Annotated in this window: 15 protein-coding genes; 9 read left to right on the top strand and 6 right to left on the bottom strand. The window is 73.1% G+C overall.

From position 1 onward, the window contains the following. Nucleotides 1-102: 102 nt before the first annotated feature. The gene (locus MMF93_RS04520) at nucleotides 103-1,899 is read right to left on the bottom strand and encodes a bifunctional 3'-5' exonuclease/DNA polymerase (RefSeq protein ID WP_242749744.1); all 1,797 of its coding nucleotides are present in this window, start codon (nucleotides 1,897-1,899) and stop codon (nucleotides 103-105) included. Between the two features lie 201 nt (nucleotides 1,900-2,100). Here MMF93_RS04520 and MMF93_RS04515 point away from each other — a divergent pair, with 201 nt between their 5' ends. Continuing rightward, nucleotides 2,101-2,376 carry a GlsB/YeaQ/YmgE family stress response membrane protein gene (locus tag MMF93_RS04515; RefSeq protein WP_242749742.1) on the top strand — a complete coding sequence of 92 codons (276 nt, stop codon included), beginning with the start codon at nucleotides 2,101-2,103 and terminating at the stop codon, nucleotides 2,374-2,376. Nucleotides 2,377-2,466: 90 nt separating this feature from the next. Here MMF93_RS04515 and MMF93_RS04510 read toward each other — a convergent pair whose 3' ends face one another. Continuing rightward, nucleotides 2,467-3,837 (bottom strand): glycoside hydrolase family 18 protein, encoded by a 1,371-nt coding sequence (locus MMF93_RS04510; RefSeq protein ID WP_423835351.1) that lies wholly within the window; start codon nucleotides 3,835-3,837, stop codon nucleotides 2,467-2,469. 365 nt (nucleotides 3,838-4,202) lie between these two features. Here MMF93_RS04510 and MMF93_RS04505 point away from each other — a divergent pair, with 365 nt between their 5' ends. Then, nucleotides 4,203-5,396, top strand: a complete 1,194-nt coding sequence (locus MMF93_RS04505; RefSeq protein ID WP_242749740.1) for an acyl-CoA dehydrogenase family protein — start codon at nucleotides 4,203-4,205, stop codon at nucleotides 5,394-5,396. A 60-nt stretch (nucleotides 5,397-5,456) separates the two neighbouring features. After that, nucleotides 5,457-6,401: an endonuclease/exonuclease/phosphatase family protein gene (locus tag MMF93_RS04500; protein ID WP_242749738.1), complete on the top strand. Its 945-nt coding sequence runs from the start codon at nucleotides 5,457-5,459 to the stop codon at nucleotides 6,399-6,401. Nucleotides 6,402-6,418: 17 nt separating this feature from the next. Here the strand turns inward: MMF93_RS04500 and MMF93_RS04495 are convergent, their stop codons facing one another. Continuing rightward, entirely contained in the window at nucleotides 6,419-7,123 is a 705-nt protein-coding gene (locus MMF93_RS04495) for a hypothetical protein (protein ID WP_242749736.1), read from the bottom strand. 14 nt (nucleotides 7,124-7,137) lie between these two features. On the opposite strand from MMF93_RS04495, the gene MMF93_RS04490 reads away from it, so the two are divergent. Then, nucleotides 7,138-7,335 carry a hypothetical protein gene (locus MMF93_RS04490; RefSeq protein ID WP_242749734.1) on the top strand — a complete coding sequence of 66 codons (198 nt, stop codon included), beginning with the start codon at nucleotides 7,138-7,140 and terminating at the stop codon, nucleotides 7,333-7,335. 7 nt (nucleotides 7,336-7,342) lie between these two features. On the opposite strand, the gene MMF93_RS04485 is transcribed toward MMF93_RS04490, so the two are convergent. Beyond that, the gene (locus tag MMF93_RS04485; protein WP_341483232.1) at nucleotides 7,343-7,783 is read right to left on the bottom strand and encodes a hypothetical protein; all 441 of its coding nucleotides are present in this window, start codon (nucleotides 7,781-7,783) and stop codon (nucleotides 7,343-7,345) included. A gap of 237 nt (nucleotides 7,784-8,020) precedes the next feature. Here MMF93_RS04485 and MMF93_RS04480 point away from each other — a divergent pair, with 237 nt between their 5' ends. From MMF93_RS04480 to fxsA, 5 genes are all read left to right on the top strand, one after another. Beyond that, complete coding sequence (locus tag MMF93_RS04480) at nucleotides 8,021-8,461, top strand: Lrp/AsnC family transcriptional regulator (RefSeq protein WP_114024735.1); 441 nt, start codon at nucleotides 8,021-8,023, stop codon at nucleotides 8,459-8,461. Nucleotides 8,462-8,525: 64 nt separating this feature from the next. Continuing rightward, nucleotides 8,526-10,166, top strand: coding sequence for an amidohydrolase (locus tag MMF93_RS04475; protein ID WP_242749732.1), 1,641 nt, complete (start codon nucleotides 8,526-8,528; stop codon nucleotides 10,164-10,166). 548 nt (nucleotides 10,167-10,714) lie between these two features. Then, nucleotides 10,715-12,622: an apolipoprotein N-acyltransferase gene (lnt, locus tag MMF93_RS04470; RefSeq protein ID WP_242749730.1), complete on the top strand. Its 1,908-nt coding sequence runs from the start codon at nucleotides 10,715-10,717 to the stop codon at nucleotides 12,620-12,622. Next, nucleotides 12,619-13,386: a polyprenol monophosphomannose synthase gene (locus MMF93_RS04465; protein WP_242749728.1), complete on the top strand. Its 768-nt coding sequence runs from the start codon at nucleotides 12,619-12,621 to the stop codon at nucleotides 13,384-13,386. Before lnt ends, MMF93_RS04465 begins: the two co-directional genes overlap by 4 nt. Nucleotides 13,387-13,421: 35 nt before the next feature. After that, on the top strand, nucleotides 13,422-14,150 hold the full coding sequence (gene fxsA, locus MMF93_RS04460; RefSeq protein ID WP_242749726.1) for an FxsA family membrane protein: 729 nt from the start codon (nucleotides 13,422-13,424) through the stop codon (nucleotides 14,148-14,150). 188 nt (nucleotides 14,151-14,338) lie between these two features. On the opposite strand, the gene MMF93_RS04455 is transcribed toward fxsA, so the two are convergent. Continuing rightward, entirely contained in the window at nucleotides 14,339-14,725 is a 387-nt protein-coding gene (locus tag MMF93_RS04455; protein ID WP_114015047.1) for an RNA polymerase-binding protein RbpA, read from the bottom strand. A 316-nt stretch (nucleotides 14,726-15,041) separates the two neighbouring features. Further along, nucleotides 15,042-16,436: an MFS transporter gene (locus MMF93_RS04450; RefSeq protein ID WP_242749725.1), complete on the bottom strand. Its 1,395-nt coding sequence runs from the start codon at nucleotides 16,434-16,436 to the stop codon at nucleotides 15,042-15,044. Nucleotides 16,437-16,527: the final 91 nt, after the last annotated feature.

Raw genomic sequence — 16,527 nt, 5'->3', positions numbered from 1 at the left:
CGGGTGTCGGTGGCGGGGCGCTGTCCGGCCCCGGGTCAGGGCACGGCTGCCCTCTCGATCGTCTCCCGACACTCCCGCGTCCGCTCGCCGTGCCGTCGGCTCTCACTTGGCGTCGGCGTAGCACCGCACGACGGCGGTGGTGAAGGGGAAGCGGACCGGGGTGTCACCGAAGGCGGCGCGGGCGGCCTGCCGGCCTGCGGCGTCGATGGCCTCGCGCACCGGGTCGGCCTCCTCGGCGGGGCAGTGCACGATGACCTCGTCGTGCTGGAAGAACACCAGTTCGGCCGTCAGCTCCGCGAGCCGCTGCCGCAGCCCGGCCAGCATCAGGACCGCCCAGTCCGCCGCGCTGCCCTGCACCACGAAGTTCCGGGTGAAGCGGCCCCTCGCCCGCACCGCGCCCGCCGCCCGGGCGCCGGCCCGGCCGGATTCCCCGTCCGCCCCCGCGAAGCCCTCGCCGGCCTCCGGGCCCGTCCCCGAGGCCTCGTCCCCGGGTGACCCGCCGTCCTCGCGCCCCACGGGCGGACACGTACGGCCCAGGTGGGTACGGACGAGGCGGCCCTCCTCGCCCGCGCGGGCCGCCTCGTCCACGTAGGCGACCGCTGCGGGGAACCGTCTGCGCAGGGCGGCCAGGTTCCGCAGGCCGTCGCCGCTGGTCTGGCCGTAGACGGCGCCGAGCAGGGCCAGCTTGGCCTGGGCGCGGTCACCGGAGAACGCCCGCTCCGAGAGGGCCGTGTACAGGTCGCGTTCGCTGCCGGCCACCGCCATCAGGCCCGGATCGCGGGAGACGGCGGCCAGGACGCGCGGCTCCATCTGGTCGGCGTCCGCGACCACCAGGCGCCGGCCCGGATCGGCGACCACGGCACGGCGCACCACCTTGGGAATCTGCAGCGCCCCGCCCCCGTTGGTGGTCCAGCGCCCCGAGGCGGCACCACCGGGAACGTACTCGGGATGGAAGCGCCCCTCGCGCACCCACGCGCGCAGCCAGCTCCAGCCGTGCGCGGTGTAGAGCCGGTAGAGCTTCTTGTACCGCAGCAGCGGCTCGACCGCCGGGTGGTCCACCTTCCTCAGCTCCCAGGCCCGCGTCGAGCCCAGCCGGATTCCCTGGCGTGCGAACGCCTGCAGGACGTCGGCGGCCAGATCGGGCCGCACCCGCTCGTGGGGCCCGAACGCGCGGGACACCTCCTCCTCCAGCTCCACCAGCCGGCGCGGCAGGCCACTGCCGGCGTACCGCTCGCCCAGCAGCTCGGCCAGCAGCTCGCGGTGGATCTCCGCGCTCCACGGCACCCCCGCGTGGCCCATCTCCCCGGCGACGAGCGTGCCCGCGGACTCCCCGGCGAGCAGCAGCCGCATCCGCGCGGGATGCTCGGTCCGCTCCGTCCGCTCCACCTGCGCCGCGTACACCTCCAGCAGGGCGTCGAGGGGGTCGACACCGTCGGGCAGCGGCACAGGGCCCGTCTCGAACAACGAGGGCTGCGGGTCGGTCTCGCGGTGGACGGGCTGCCGGTCGGGCGGCACGGGCAGCCCGCGCAGCCGTGCCAGGGCCGCGGGCAGCGTATGCGGGTCCCCCGCCCGGCCCTCGTGACCGAGGAGCAGCGCCTCGGCGGCCTCCACGTCGTAGCACCGCTCCACCCGCACGCCCGCGGCGAGCAGGCCGGGCTGGACCTCGGCCGTCGCCCGCCACACCCACCGCGCGACCCCTTCACCGGCGCGCACCGCGGCCGCCGCCGACTCCTCGGTCCGCACGGGGCCCGCGCGGCCGCCCCGCGCGTCCAGCGGACACACCCGCACCCGGCCGCCGCCCGCGGGGGCCAGCGCCCACCGGCGGGCGTCCCGCGGCCGCGTGGTGTGCGCCCCTCCCTCCCCCGCCCCCGTGCCGTTCGCCCCCGTGCCGTTCGTCATGCCGGGAGTCTCCCAGCCGCCTGTGACAGCGTCCCTGCGACCGGCCGGCCTCGCTCCTGCGACGGGTCCGCCGTCGGGCGGGGGAGGGGCCCGTGCGCCGGCGTGCCGGTGTCCCTCCGCCGGCCCCGCAGCGGCCGACATATCCGCACCGTTCCGGGACACTCGGAGGCGGAGGGATTCCTCCCGGCTGAGAGGTGGGCCATGGACATATCCGGTGTCATCAGCACGCTCGTCGTCGGCGTGGTCATCGGCGCGCTCGGGCGACTGGTGCTCCCGGGCAGGCAGCGGATCGGGTTCCTGTGGACGATCCTGGTCGGCATCGTCGCCGCGTTCATCGGTACGGCGATCGCCGGCGCCGTGGGTGTCGCCGACACCCGGGGTTTCGACTGGATCGAGCTGATCATCCAGATCGTTCTCGCCGCGCTCGGCGTCAGCCTGCTCGACCGTGCACGCGCGGGCCGAGGCGTCCGCAGGTGAGGCGCGGACAGCGAACGGGTGGCGGGCCTGCGGCCCGCCACCCGCGGTGCGGAGTGGGGCGTGCCACGCGTGCACGCCCCCCTCACACGCCTACTTGATGGCCTTGATCAGTTCTCCGTTCGCCGTGTCGCCGCTCAGCTCCCAGAAGAAGGTGCCGCCGAGCCCCTGCTGTGCGGCCCAGTCGCCCTTGGCGGCGATCGTCTCGGGGGTGTCGTAGCTCCACCACTGGTTGCCGCAGTGCGCGTAGGCGGTGCCGGCGACCTCGCCCGTGACCGGGCACCGGGTCTTGAGGTCCTTGTAGTCCTCGATGCCCTGCTCGTACGTGCCCGGTGCGGGGCCCGTCGCCGTGCCGCCGGGCTCGGACTGCGTCACGCCGGTCCAGCCGCGGCCGTAGAAGCCGAGCCCGTACAGCAGCTTGCTTGCGGGTACGCCCATCTCCTTGAGCTTGGCGACGGTGGCCTCGGTGTTGAAGCCGTCCTTCGGGATGCCCTCGTACGAGGTCAGCGGGGAGTGCGGGGCCGTGGGGCCCTTGGCGTCCCAGGCGCCGAAGTAGTCGTAGGTCATCGGCAGGTACCAGTCGACGTACTGTGCCGCGGTCTTGTAGTCGGTGGCCTCCAGCTTGCCGCCCGCGGACGCGTCGGCGCTGATGGCCGCCGTCACGAGCTGGTCGCCGAACTTGCCGCGCAGTGCCTTCGTCAGGTCGGCGAAGGCGTCGGGGCCGCTGGTGTCGCAGGTCAGGCCGCAGGCGTTGGGGTACTCCCAGTCGATGTCGATGCCGTCGAAGAGGCCTTCCCAGCGCGGGTCGTTGACCAGGTTGTAGCAGGACTCGGCGAACGCGGCCGGGTTCTGGGCCGCCTGCCCGAAGCCGCCCGACCAGGTCCAACCGCCGAAGGACCACAGGATCTTCAGGTCCGGGTGCTTCTTCTTGAGCTTGAGCAGCTGGTTGAAGTTGCCGCGCAGCGGCTGGTCCCAGGTGTCGGCCTGGCCGTCGACGCTCTGGTCGGCCGTGTAGGCCTTCTCGTAGTCGGCGTAGCTGTCACCCACGGTGCACTTGCCGCCCTGGACGTTGCCGAAGGCGTAGTTGATGTGGGTCAGCTTGTCCGCCGAGCCGGAGGTCTCGATGTTCTTGACGTGGTAGTTGCGCTGGTAGACGCCCCAGTTGGTGAAGTAGCCCACGGTCTTGCCCGCGGCCGTCTGCGACCCGGCGGCCCGGGTGGACGCCTTCGAGGCGGCGGCCGGTGCGGTCGCCTCCCTGGGCCCTGCCGACGCCGTGGCCGACAGCAGCGTCGTGGCCAGGACGGCGGCGCAGAGGGCACCGAGGAAGGCGAGGAGTCCGCGGCGCCTGGAGGGCGGCGACACCTGGCGCCTGGTGCGACGGGTGGGAGAAGACCCGGGGTGGTGGGTGGGAGAAGACCCGGGGTGGTGGGTGGGAGCGAAGGGACGTCTTTCCGGTCCGAGCATGGTTCACCTCGCGTGTGGGGTGCGGGGGACGGGGTGCTGCGGCCGTGCCTGTCGTACGTTCCGGGAATGTAGAAGGACTAGACCAGTGCGTCAATGGTTCGGACCAATTTCCGTTCACGGTCGCGCCGCCGCCCGTTCACCCCCGCCCCTCGCCCAGCTCACGTCCCTGCGCCGGTGACGAAGGGCGCGCGATCGGGCATACTCCAACTCGCCGCAGCCGCTGGTCAGCCACCGTCGCGACCCGACGGTGCAGTATCACGGCTGAGGCAGCGGCACTCCCGGCCCGCGCGGGCCGGCACCCACGGCGGCCCGCCACACCCCGGCGCGACCGCCGCAGTTCCCCGATCCGAAGGAGAGCGCGCACCATGCCCCAGGACGGTCCCCAGCCGGTGGAACGCGCACTGCCCACTGACGAGGCGCGCGATCTGCTGGGCCTCGTACGCGAGTTGGTGCAGCGCGAGATCAAGCCGGCGGCCGCCGAGGAAGAGGCGGCCGGCACCTTTCCGCGCGAGACCTTCCGCCTCCTGTCCCGCTCCGGCCTCCTGGGCCTCCCCTACGCCGAGGAGCACGGCGGCGGAGGTCAGCCCTACGAGGTCTACCTCCAGGTCCTCGAAGAGCTCGCGGCGGCGCGCCTGGCCGTCGGGCTCGGCACCAGCGTCCACTCCCTCTCCTGCCACGGGCTCGCCCACTTCGGCAGCAAGGAGCAGCGCACCGAACGGCTGCCCGACATGCTCGGCGGCGGTCTGCTGGGTGCCTACTGCCTGTCCGAGCCCGCCTCGGGTTCCGACGCCGCCTCCCTGCGCACCCGCGCCGTCCGGGAGGGCGGGGGCGGTGCGGGCGGCGGGGGCTGGGTACTCAACGGCACCAAGGCGTGGATCACCCACGGTGGTGTCGCCGACTTCTACACCGTCCTGGCCCGCACCGGCGAGGACGGCCCCCGCGGCATCACCGCCTTCCTCGTCCCCGCGGACGCGGAGGGGCTGAGCGCCGCACCGCCCGAGCGCAAGATGGGGCTGAACGGCTCTCCCACGGCCCAGGTCCACTTCGACGACGTGCGCGTCCCCGACACGTGCAGGCTGGGCGAGGAGGGGCAGGGCTTCACCGTCGCCCTCTCCTCCCTGGACGCCGGACGCCTGGGCATCGCGGCCTGCGCCGTCGGCCTCGCCCAGGCCGCGCTGGACGAGGCGCTGGTCTACACCGCGCAGCGCGAGCAGTTCGGCCGCCCCCTCGCCGACTTCCAGGGGCTGCGCTTCGCGCTGGCCGACATGGGCACCCAGATCGAGGCCGGGCGTGCCCTCTACCTCGCCGCGGCGCGGCGCGGCGACGCGGGCGAGCCGTTCTCCCGGCAGGCCGCGATGGCCAAACTCTTCTGCACCGACACCGCCATGCGCGTCACCACCGACGCCGTGCAACTGCTGGGCGGCTACGGCTACACGGCGGACTTCCCCGTCGAGCGGTACATGCGCGAGGCGAAGGTCCTGCAGATCGTGGAGGGCACCAACCAGATCCAGCGCATGGTGATCGCCCGGCACCTGGCGGGCCCGGAGAGCAGGAGCTGAAGCCCCGCGGGGCGCGCACGAGAACCACCCAGATCCACTCAGGACCCAGGGAGGACTCACATGTCGTCAGCCGCACCACGCTTCACCCGCCGAGGCGGCATCCGCACCGCCGCGGCGGCGGCACTCGCCGTCCCCCTCGCGGCCGGCGCCGCCGGTGCGCACGCCGCCACCGCGCGCGCCGTACCCGCCCAGCAGCCGGGCCGGCCCGGGGGCGGCGGCCGGAGCCGGACGCTCCGTGTCATGTCGTTCAACCTGCGGTACGCCTCCGCGACCCCGCCCCACAGCTGGCCCGAGCGGCGCCCGGTCACCCGGGCGCTGCTCCAGCGCGAGCGCCCGCACCTGATCGGCACCCAGGAGGGGCTCTACGCGCAGCTGAAGGACATCGCGGCGGACCTCGGCAGATCCCGCTACGACTGGATCGGCACCGGCCGGGCCGGCGGCAGCAGGGATGAGTTCATGGCCGTCTTCTACGACGTCCGCAGACTGCTCCCGCTCGCATACGACCACTTCTGGCTCTCCGACCAGCCCGCGCTGATCGGTTCGACGACGTGGGGCAACACCGTCATCCGGATGGTCACCTGGGTACGGTTCCGCGATCTGGTCACCGACCGCGAGCTGTTCCACCTCAACACCCACCTCGACCACCAGAACCAGCACTCCCGCGCACGTTCGGCGGACCTCATCACCGACCGGCTCGGCGAGCTGGATGCGGCGCTCCCGCGCCTGGTCACCGGCGACTTCAACGTCCCCGCGCACGCCAACCCCGTCTACGACACCCTGCTCTCGGACGGGAAACTGACCGACACCTGGGACGCGGCCGAAAGCCGCAGCACGCTGTACGGCACCTTCCACGGCTACGAGCCGCTGGTGCCGGACGGCGACCGCATCGACTGGATCCTCGCCTCGCCCGGGGTCCGCACACGCCGCGCGGAGATCCTCACCTACGCGCGCGACGGGCAGTACCCGAGCGACCACCTGCCGGTGCAGGCGCTGGTGGAGCTGTAGGCGCCGCGCCCCGCGTCTCAGGCCTCCGCCGCCTGACGCACCTCGTCGGCCACCTTCGAGCTGAGCGCCGCCCGCACCAGCCCGGCCGCCAGCGGCGCCAGCTCGTCCTTCCCCACCATGCCGGCCAGCTTCCCGGCCGACTCCGGCAGCCCCAGCTTCCGCGCCCCCTGGAGCGCCTTGCCGTCCAGGTAGGGCTGGTATTCAGGCCACACCGCCTGGGCCTCGCGCAGGAAGATCGAGACGCCCATGGGCCCGATGCCGGGCACCTCACGCAGGGCGCCCTCGGGGTCGTCGCTCCTGCGCAGCCTGCGCAGGTCGCCGCCCCACCGTTCGAGCACCAGTTCCGCGCCCTCGCCGAGCATCGTGGAGGTCCGCTCGTCGTAGCGGCGGTAGCCGCCCACGCCGAGCGCGTCCACCCGTTGCTGCCAGGTGGCGTCGGCCATCCGCCGCGGGTTCTTCATGCCCGCGTCCGTGAGCGCCCGCGCGCTGGCGACCGCGATGTCCGCGCGGATCCGGGCGGACAGCAGCATGGAGAGGACCAGCAGCTGGTACAGGGGCATGGGGGTGTCGCGCAGAGTGATGCCGGCGTCGTGCGCGTAGGTCGTCCCGTGCCGCTTCAGCAGCTCCCTGACCAGCGCCCGCTGCCGGCCGGAGCCACTGTTGCTGCTGCTCTTCGTGCTGCTCTTCGTGCCTGTCCTGCTCTTCGTGCTCGCCTTCGCCATGGCCGCCTCCTCGGGTGCCCGGGTCCCCAGCCGTACGGGATCCACGCGGGCCCGTACGGCGCTGTGCGCTCAGCTCTTCCTCGGAGGCGAGGGGGAGGAAACGCCCGCTCAGCCGCCTGGCCACGGATGCCCTGACCCTGCACCGCGGCACGCTGGAGGAGGTGCGGGAGGAGGGCTACCTGAGCGGGGTGGAGGCCGGTGCGGGGGAGTGACGCGCGGTCACTCGACCCCGGCGTGCGCGCGCCTGGCCGGGCGGGAGCCGGGGAGCACCACGTGGGAGAACGGCTGGGTGCGCCAGTCCAGGCTCTCGGGCAGCCGCAGCAGTTCGCCGACCGTGTGCTCCTTCGGCTCGCGGTCCCACGGCTCGGCGTCCCGCACCGGGCGGCCGGAGCCCTGGCACACCGTCAGACCGAACGGATTCCACGGTGAGGCGCACAGCCCGTGGCGCGGCAGCTCACGCTCTGAGGAGAAGACCGCGATCGCCTGGGCGCAGTCGGGACACCGGACGCGGAGGGCTTCGTACATCTCGTCCTCGAAAACGGATCCGGGCGGCTCGTCGGACACCTCGGAGCCGTCCAGAAGGGCAGTTGCCTCGCCCTGGTGAGCGTCGCTCAGGTGAGCGGTGTCCTGGCGAGCGGAGCGGGACTTCGTCGTACGCATGTGATCCCCCTTGATGGAACGGCCGGGCTCTCGGCTCCGGCCACAGCAAGCACTTCCCGTCGTGCCACACGCGTAATCGCCCCGTGCCGTTGGACGCCGGTGCATAAGTGTGGCCTTCATCACATACCTCATGGTTCCGTGCTTCCGGTGCTGCCCCCGCGTGCCACGGCGCGCCGTCCCCGTGCGCCGGGGCGCACTCGCTGCGCGGACGGCGCGGGGGCGCTACGGTGATCCGCTGTGGAGGAACTCGACCGTCAGATCGTGGAACTGCTCGTCAGGGACGGGCGGATGAGCTATACCGACCTGGGCAAGGCTACCGGCCTGTCCACCTCGGCCGTGCATCAGCGCGTACGCCGCCTCGAGCAGCGCGGCGTCATCCGCGGCTACGCCGCGCTCGTGGACGCCGAGGCCGTCGGGCTGCCCATGATGGCCTTCATCTCCGTCAAACCGTTCGACCCCAGCGCCCCGGACGACATCGCCGACCGGCTGGCCGACGTGCCCGAGATCGAGGCCTGCCACAGCGTCGCGGGCGACGAGAACTACATCCTCAAGGTGCGCGTCGCCACCCCCATCGAGCTGGAGCACCTGCTCGCCAGGATCCGCACCCTGGCCGGGGTCTCCACCCGCACCACCGTCGTCCTGTCCACGCCGTACGAGGCCCGCCCGCCCCGCGTCTGACCCCTCACGGGCGCGCTCCACCCCCGCGCACCGGCGCGGCGTCCGTAAGCGGGAGACTGTCCCCATGAGCGACAGCACAACCCCCGCCACGCCCCGCACCCTGCTGCTGCGCGGCGGCGAGGTCCACAGCCCCGCCGATCCGTTCGCGACCGCGATGGTGGTGGAGGGCGAGCGCATCGCCTGGATCGGGTCGGAGGGCGCTGCCGACTCGTTCGCCGAGAACGTCGACGAGGTCGGCTACCTCGACGGCGCCCTCGTCACCCCGGCGTTCACCGACGCGCACGTCCACACCACGGCGACCGGACTGGCGCTGACGGGCCTCGACCTGTCGGACGCGCGCACGCTCGGCGACGCGCTCGCCCGCGTCCGCGCCTACGCTGAGGACCGGCCGCACGACCGGGTGCTGCTGGGCACGGGGTGGGACGCCAGCGCCTGGCCCGAGCAGCGCCACCCAGGACGTGCGGAGCTCGACGAGGCGACCGGTGGACGCCCGCTGTACCTGACCCGGATCGACGTCCACTCCGCCCTCGCCACCACGGCGATGCTCGACCTGGTGCCCGGGATCACCACCCGCGCGGGGTACAGCGCCGACGCGCCCCTGACGGGCGACGCGCACCACGCCGTGCGCGAGGCCGCGCACGCCACCCTCACCCCGCAGCAGCGTGCCGAGGCCCAGCGGGCCGCCCGGGAGCACGCCGCCTCGCTCGGCATCGGCGCGCTGCACGAGTGCGCGGGCCCCGACATCTCCGGCGAGGAGGACTTCACCTCCCTCCTCGCACTCGCCGCGGAGGAAGCGGGACCTCGGGTCTTCGGATACTGGGCGGAACTCGTCACGTCAGCAAAGGAAGCGGACCGGGTCAGACAGCTCGGTGCCCTCGGCGCGGCGGGCGACCTGTTCGCCGACGGCTCCCTCGGCTCCCACACCGCGCACCTGTGCTCCCCGTACGCGGACGCGCCCCACACCACAGGCAACGGCCAACTGGACGCCGCCACCGTCGCCACCCACGTCGCTACCTGCACCGAGGCCGGGCTGCAGGCCGGGTTCCACGCCATCGGCGACGCCGCCATCCGGTCCGTCACCGACGGCGTGCGCCGCGCCGCCGAGAGCGTCGGCACGGCCCGCGTGCGGGCCGCCCGGCACCGTGTCGAGCACGCCGAGATGCTGACGGAGGCGACCGTCGCGGACTTCGCCGACCTCGCCCTCACCGCCTCCGTGCAGCCGGGCTTCGACGCGGCCTGGGGCGGTACGGACGGCATGTACGCGCGGCGCCTGGGCGCCGAACGGGCCGCCACCCTCAACCCGTACGCGGCACTGCTGCGCGCCGGGGTGCCCCTCGCGCTGGGCTCCGACAGCCCCGTCACCCCGCTCGGCCCCTGGGAGGCCGTCAGGGCCGCCGCCTTCCACCGCACCCACGCGCACCGGATCTCCGTGCGCGGCGCCTTCACCGCGCACACGCGCGGCGGCTGGCGCGCGCTCGGCCGTGACGACGCGGGTGTCCTCGTTCCCGGCGCACCGGCCGACTACGCGGTGTGGCGCACCGGGCCGCTCATCGTCCAGGCCCCCGACACCCGGGTGGCCAACTGGTCCACCGACCCGCGCTCCGGTACCCCGGGGCTGCCCGATCTGACGCCGGGCCGCGAAGTGCCCGTCTGCCTGCGGACGGTGGTCGGCGGACGTACGGTCTACGCACGGCCGGACGAGTGATGTCGGCGGCGCGATACGGCTGAACGAGACCCCTCCGCCCGCCGTGCCGTGGTCCTCATCTCGCTACTGACCTGCTGATTTGGAGAAACACCCCAGGTAGGCGGGCTGTTGACAACGAACGCCCGGAGCCGGGTAGGTTCGGCCGCGTCCACCAACAGGACGTCCGACCGGGGAGCTTCCGCGCTGTCGTCGAACCCCGCTGGGCCAGGGGTGGTGTACCGCACCGGCGCACCACCGCTGCGAGCCAGGTCCAGCGCCGACGGCACGGGGAACAGAACCCTCCGCCGGCCGGCGGGTGTGACCCGGTACGGGGCCCGGACGCTCAGTAGACAACGGCTTTCGGTAGATCCGCAGCCAGCGGGTCCCAGGTCGGCCCGAAGGGCGCCGGGCCCCGATCCGCAGATCCGCCCTCCGGTCCCCGGGCCTTCTGCGCGCCCGCGCCCCCACCGCTTTACGCCTCCCGGGCCCCCTGGCGGCCCCCGCGCGTTGTACGGTCACCTCACCACCGCACGACCCGCACCGCACGACCTGCTAGGAAGGCCGCGACCTTGGCATCGGGCCCCGACACCACCCCCGCCTCCTCCCCGGACGGCTCCCGGGAGCGCACGGCGAAGCCCGCCGCGCCCCGCAGCGCGCCCGAGGGCGTCAGCGCGGCACCCGCCGAGCCGTCGCCCGCCGAGGAGAGTGCGACCGCGCCGGCGGAAGGGCACGTCGCGCGCAGTGACGTTCCGCCGGACTCCCAAGAGCCCCGGCCCGGAAGGTCCGAACGCCCCGGCAGGCTGCGGCGGCTGGCGGCGCTGGCCCGGCGGGAGTGGCGCCGTACGGCGCTGGCGGCCCTCAGCGGAGTGGCGCTCGCGCTGGCGTTCCCACCGTACGACCTGTGGCCGCTCTCGCTGGTGGCCGTCGCCGCGCTGAGCCTGCTCACCCGCGGCCGGACCGGCCGCCAGGGCGCGTGGTCGGGGCTGGCGTTCGGCTGGCCCTTCTTCCTCGTCCTGCTCACGTGGCTGCACGTCGTCGGCTGGGACGCGGTGATCGGGCTCGCCTTCCTGCAGGGGCTGTTCGTGCTCGGCCTCGGCGCCGGGCTCGCGCTCACCTCGCGGCTGCCCGCCTGGCCGCTGTGGGGCGCCTGCCTGTGGGTGACCGAGGAGTTCCTGCGCGACCGTCTCCCGTTCGGGGGCTTCCCCTGGGGACGTCTCGCCTTCGCGAACACCGGATCGCCCTTCACCCCGCTGGCCGCACTCGGCGGCGCCCCCCTCGTCACCTTCGCGGTCGCGCTGACGGGGACCCTGCTGGCCGCCGTCGTGCTCACCGCCTGGCGGCTGCGCCGGGCCACCGCCCGCGCCGCCCGCACCCCCCGCGCCTACGTCACCGGGCTCGGTGCCCTCGCCCTGGCGGCCGCCGTCACCCTCGCCGGGTTCGCCGTGCCGGTACCGACCCAGGCCGCCGACACGGCCCGCATCGCCGTCGTCCAGGGCAACGTGCAGCAGCCGGGCATGGACTTCCTCGGCCGGCCCATGCAGATCCTCAACAACCACGTCGAAGCCACCCTCGACCTCGCCGAGCGGATCAAGCAGGGCAAGGAACCGAAGCCGGACCTGGTGATCTGGCCGGAGAACTCCTCCGACCTCGACCCCTACAAGTACCCCGAGGCGGGCGACCGCATCGAGGAGGCCGTCAAGGCCGTCGGCGTTCCCGTCCTCGTCGGGGCTCTCGTCGACCACCCCACCAAGCAGGGCTACGTCGAGAACCAGGGCATCGTCTGGGACCCGAAGAAGGGGCCAGGGGCCTCCTACACCAAGCAGCACCCGGTGCCGTTCGGCGAGTACGTGCCCTTCCGCGACCAGCTCAGCAAGGTCATCACGCGTCTCCAGCAGATCCCCAGGGACTTCTACCCGGGTGACCACACCGGGGTGCTCCAGACGGGGCCCGCCCGGCTGGGCGACGTCATCTGCTTCGAGGTCGCCTACGACGAGATCCCCCGGGACACCGTCAAGGACGGCGCCCGCGCACTCGTCGTCCAGACCAACAACGCCACCTACGGCAACACAGGCCAGCCCGAGCAGCAGCTGGTGATGTCCAAGCTGCGCGCCATCGAGCACGGGCGCGCCGTGGTGACGGCGGCGACCAGCGGCATCAGCGCCATCGTCGCGCCCGACGGTACCGTCACGCAGCGGACACAGGAGTTCACCCAGGACGTGCTGACCGGCACGCTCCCGCTGCGCGACGATCTCACCGTCGCCGACCGCGTCGGTGCGGCTCCCGAGTGGGTGATCGCTATCGTGGGCGTGCTCGCCTGCGCCGGGGCCTGGCTCCTCGGCCGCAGGAAGCGCGGCGCCCGCGAGGGGGCGGCCCCGACCACGGCCGCCGCGGGTGCCGAAGGGCAGGGGGAAGCACCGCAAGGCACCGACCACGATCAGCACGACCGACAGGCTCAAACGGAGGGGCAGCACCAGTGAAGGACGGCGGACAGCGGCGGTACGGCCCCCTCGGCACAGCCCTGGTCATCATCCCGACCTACAACGAGGCCGACAACCTGGGACCCGTCGTCTCCCGGGTGCGGGAGGCCGTGCCCGAGGCGCACATCCTCGTCGCCGACGACAACAGCCCGGACGGCACCGGCAAGATCGCCGACGAGATCGCCGCCGAGGACGCCCACGTGCACGTGCTGCACCGCAAGGGCAAGGAGGGTCTGGGCGCCGCCTACCTGGCGGGCTTCCGCTGGGGCATCGAGGCCGGCTACGGCGTGCTGGTCGAGATGGACGCCGACGGCTCCCACCCGCCCGAGGAGCTGCCCCGGCTGCTGACCGCGCTGGGCGGCGCCGACCTGGTCATCGGGTCCCGCTGGGTGCCCGGCGGCCGCATCGTCAACTGGCCCAAGTCCCGGGAGTTCCTCTCGCGGGGTGCCAGCACCTACTCGCGGCTGCTCCTGGACGTGGACGTGCGGGACGTGACGGCGGGCTTCCGCGCCTTCCGCAGGGAGACGCTCGAGGGCATCGACATGGACGCCATCACCTCCCAGGGCTACTGCTTCCAGGTCGACCTCACCCGGCGCACCGTGCACGCCGGCTACCACGTGGTGGAGGTGCCGATCACCTTCGTCGAGCGGGAGCGCGGCGACTCGAAGATGAGCCGGGACATCGTGGCGGAGGCCCTGTGGCGGATCGCGGCGTGGGGCGTCGAGGACCGGGTCAAGAAGGTCACCCACCGCAAGGAGCACTGACCCCTTCCCTACGCGCCGCCAGGCACACTGGAGACATGACGACGCGCGCACCCTTTCCGTACGGGCCCTCAGGACAGGACTCGGGCGGTGGAGGCGGCGGTCCGGGGCGAGGGGAAGGTTCCGGTTCCGGCGGCGCCCCGCCGCCTAGGCCGCCCCGTTCCCGTGCCCGGACGCTGGTACCGCTGGCCGTCGCGGCGTGGATCGTGCTGGAGATCTGGCTGCTGATCCTGGTGGGGGAGGCGGCCGGCGGGTTCACCGTGTTCCTTGTGCTGGTCGCGGGCCTGGTGCTGGGCTCGGCCGTGATCAAGCGAGCGGGCCGCCGCGCCTGGAACAACCTCGCCGAGACGGTGCAGCACGCCCAGGACCAGGCCAGGGCCGGTGGCCGGCCCGACGGCACGTCCCCCGACGAGAAGACCGGGGCGCACGGCCGCGGTGGCAACGGCACCGCCATGCTGGGCGGTCTGCTGCTGATGATCCCGGGCCTGCTGACGGACGTGGCCGGACTGCTGTGCCTCTTCCCGCCGACCGCCAAGCTGCTGCGCGGCACCACCGAGCGGTTCCTTCAGCGGCGCAGCGGCTTCCCGCCGGGCGGCCTCGGTGACACCTACCAGCAGGCGCGGGCGGCCGAGCAGCAGGCACGCATGCACCGCCCCGACGGCAAGGTCGTCCAGGGCGAGGTCGTCCGCGACGACGAGCCACAGGAGCGCGGTGGGGGACAGGGCCGTGACGCGGAGCGCGGGCGCGGCGGCGAGCAGGGGCGCTGAGCGCCTCTCGTGTCCTGACCGGTCCGGGCACGTAGGTCCGGACCGGACGGACGTACGAGAGCAGTCCACGCAGCCGGGACATACGAGAGCGGCCCGCGCAGCCGGGACGTACGAGAGGGCCCGGTCCACGCTGCGCTCGCGTGGGCCGGGCCCTCTCGTCGTGTACTCGGCGCCTTGGCCGACGGGGGTCAGGCGGACTTGCGCTTGTTCCCGCTGTCGTCACGGGGGTGCACCGCGAGGTTCATGGTGCCCGAACGCAGCACGGCGAGCCGCTCGGCGAGGACCTCCTCGAGCTCCTCGCGGGTGCGCCGCTCCATGAGCATGTCCCAGTGCGTACGCGCGGGCTTGCTCTTTTTCTCCTCGGGACCCTCGCCGTCGACCAGGAGGGCCTGTGCGCCGCACACCTTGCACTCCCACTCGGACGGAATCTCGGCCTCTACCGAGAACGGCATCTCGAATCGATGTCCGTTCTGGCATGCGTACTCCACGGCCTGGCGCGGAGCCAGGTCGATACCGCGGTCGGTCTCGTAGCTGGTCACCACGAGTCGCGTGCCGCGAAGAGCTCGCTCACTCATGAATTCGTGCCTCCCGGGCTGGTCGCCCACAGGACAGGTGTCGCTGTCGTCGTCATCCGGTCAACGTCCGGCCGCCGGTGAAGATTCCCGCGTGGGGAGATCACCCACCCGTCACGCACCTCCACTCGTGACGGAGGGGCCGCACGCCGCTGCTCCTCGTGCCGCCGCTTCGTTGATCTGCGGTACCCGCCGATGACCGGTTTGTCACAAATGACAGGAGATGTCACCCACTGTTCGCATCTCTTCTGCACGCAGTAACGGGTCAGTCCGGTGGGCCAAGGGCGTACACTACCGGCCCGGCACCCCCAGGTCTAAATCAGGTCTGAATCCGGCCCGGTGCGACGTTGCCCACGGCCGCCGCCGCGCGCCGTACGGGTACCCGCGCCAGCAGGGCGAAACCGAGGGCGAAGAAGACCACCAGCGACAGGATCGCGTACCGGTAGTCGCCCGTCAGCTGGAAGGCGAGACCGAACACCAGCGGCCCCAGCCAGCTGGTGCCGCGGTCGCTGATCTCGTACAGCGCGAAGTACTCCGCCTCCTTGCCGGCGGGCACCAGGTGCGAGAAGAGGGAGCGGGACAGCGCCTGGCTGCCGCCCAGCACGAGACCGATGCCCACCGCCAGCGCGTAGAACCACACCGGCTCCTCGCGGGGCAGGAAGTAGCCCGCGGCCACCGTCACCGTCCAGGCCACGAGCGAGCCCAGGATGGTGCGCTTGGCGCCGTACCGGGCCGCGAGCCTGCCCAGCAGCAGAGCACCCGCCACGGCGAGCACCTGCACCAGCAGGATGGCGCCGATCAGCGTCGTCTGGTCGAGCCCGAGGCCCTCGGAGCCGTAGACCGACGCCTGGGTGATCACGGTCTGGATGCCGTCGTTGTAGAGCAGGTACGCCAGCAGGAAGAGCAGGGTCAGCGGATAGCGGCGCAACTGTCTCAGCGTTCCGGCCAACTGGCGGAACCCCTGCCCGAAGGGGGCGCGCCCCGCCCCGTGCCGTGCGGCGACGGGCCGCTCCCGCAGGCGCAGCAGCGGTACGACGGTGAAGACGGCCCACCACAGGCCCGCCGAGGCCAGGCAGATCCGGACGGCCACCGACTCGGTCACGCCCAGCGCGTCGTGGCCCAGGAACAGCCCCAGGTTCGCCACCAGCACGAGCGCCCCGGAGCCGTAGCCGAACGCCCAGCCGCGTGAGGAGACCGCGTCGCGCTCCTCGGGCGGCGCGATCTGCGGCAGGAAGGCGTGGTAGAGCACGACCGAGACGGCGAAGCTGACGTTGGCGACCACCAGCAGCACGCCGCCGAGCAGATAGCGGTCGCCGTCCAGGAAGTACATGCCCGTCGTCGCTCCGGCACCCAGGTAGGCCGCGGCCCCCAGCAGCGGCTTCTTGCGTCCTGTGCGGTCGGCGAACGCGGCGGCCAGCGGCATCACCAGCACCGACAGCAGCACGGAGGCCGAGACCGCGTACGGGAAGAAGGAGCCGGCGCGCACCGGGATGCCCAGCGGGTGCACGTACCCGTCCGCGTCCGCCGCCGCCTTGGTCACCTCGGTCAGGTACGGGCCGAGGAAGACGGTGAGCACGCTGGTGGAGAAGACGGAGTTGGCCCAGTCGTAGAAGCACCAGCCGCGCTGCTCGCGCCGCCGCTCCCGTACGTCGCCGAACGCGCCGGGCTCCGCGTCGCCCTCGCCCTGTGGTGCCTGTGCCGTGACCGCGCCCATTCCGTTCCTCCCCGTACCCCGCTTCACGGCCCGTACCGCTCGTCGGGCGATCGTGTGCTGATCGTCGGACGATCTTCGAAACCGGTGCGGG

Source organism: Streptomyces tubbatahanensis, from assembly GCF_022699385.1.
In the GTDB taxonomy this organism is placed as follows: domain Bacteria; phylum Actinomycetota; class Actinomycetes; order Streptomycetales; family Streptomycetaceae; genus Streptomyces; species Streptomyces diacarni.
This window is presented reverse-complemented; position numbering and strand designations above follow the sequence as displayed.

What these genes read in the sequence shown, in the direction of transcription:
- fxsA (WP_242749726.1), top strand. Translation starts at nt 13,422, where the DNA reads ATGACGACGCGCGCACCCTTTCCGTACGGGCCCTCAGGACAGGACTCG.
- MMF93_RS04475 (WP_242749732.1), top strand. Translation starts at nt 8,526, where the DNA reads ATGAGCGACAGCACAACCCCCGCCACGCCCCGCACCCTGCTGCTGCGC.
- MMF93_RS04485 (WP_341483232.1), bottom strand. Translation starts at nt 7,783, where the DNA reads ATGCGTACGACGAAGTCCCGCTCCGCTCGCCAGGACACCGCTCACCTG.
- MMF93_RS04510 (WP_423835351.1), bottom strand. Translation starts at nt 3,837, where the DNA reads ATGCTCGGACCGGAAAGACGTCCCTTCGCTCCCACCCACCACCCCGGG.
- MMF93_RS04515 (WP_242749742.1), top strand. Translation starts at nt 2,101, where the DNA reads ATGGACATATCCGGTGTCATCAGCACGCTCGTCGTCGGCGTGGTCATC.
- MMF93_RS04505 (WP_242749740.1), top strand. Translation starts at nt 4,203, where the DNA reads ATGCCCCAGGACGGTCCCCAGCCGGTGGAACGCGCACTGCCCACTGAC.
- MMF93_RS04520 (WP_242749744.1), bottom strand. Translation starts at nt 1,899, where the DNA reads ATGACGAACGGCACGGGGGCGAACGGCACGGGGGCGGGGGAGGGAGGG.
- MMF93_RS04500 (WP_242749738.1), top strand. Translation starts at nt 5,457, where the DNA reads ATGTCGTCAGCCGCACCACGCTTCACCCGCCGAGGCGGCATCCGCACC.
- MMF93_RS04450 (WP_242749725.1), bottom strand. Translation starts at nt 16,436, where the DNA reads ATGGGCGCGGTCACGGCACAGGCACCACAGGGCGAGGGCGACGCGGAG.
- MMF93_RS04495 (WP_242749736.1), bottom strand. Translation starts at nt 7,123, where the DNA reads ATGGCGAAGGCGAGCACGAAGAGCAGGACAGGCACGAAGAGCAGCACG.
- MMF93_RS04455 (WP_114015047.1), bottom strand. Translation starts at nt 14,725, where the DNA reads ATGAGTGAGCGAGCTCTTCGCGGCACGCGACTCGTGGTGACCAGCTAC.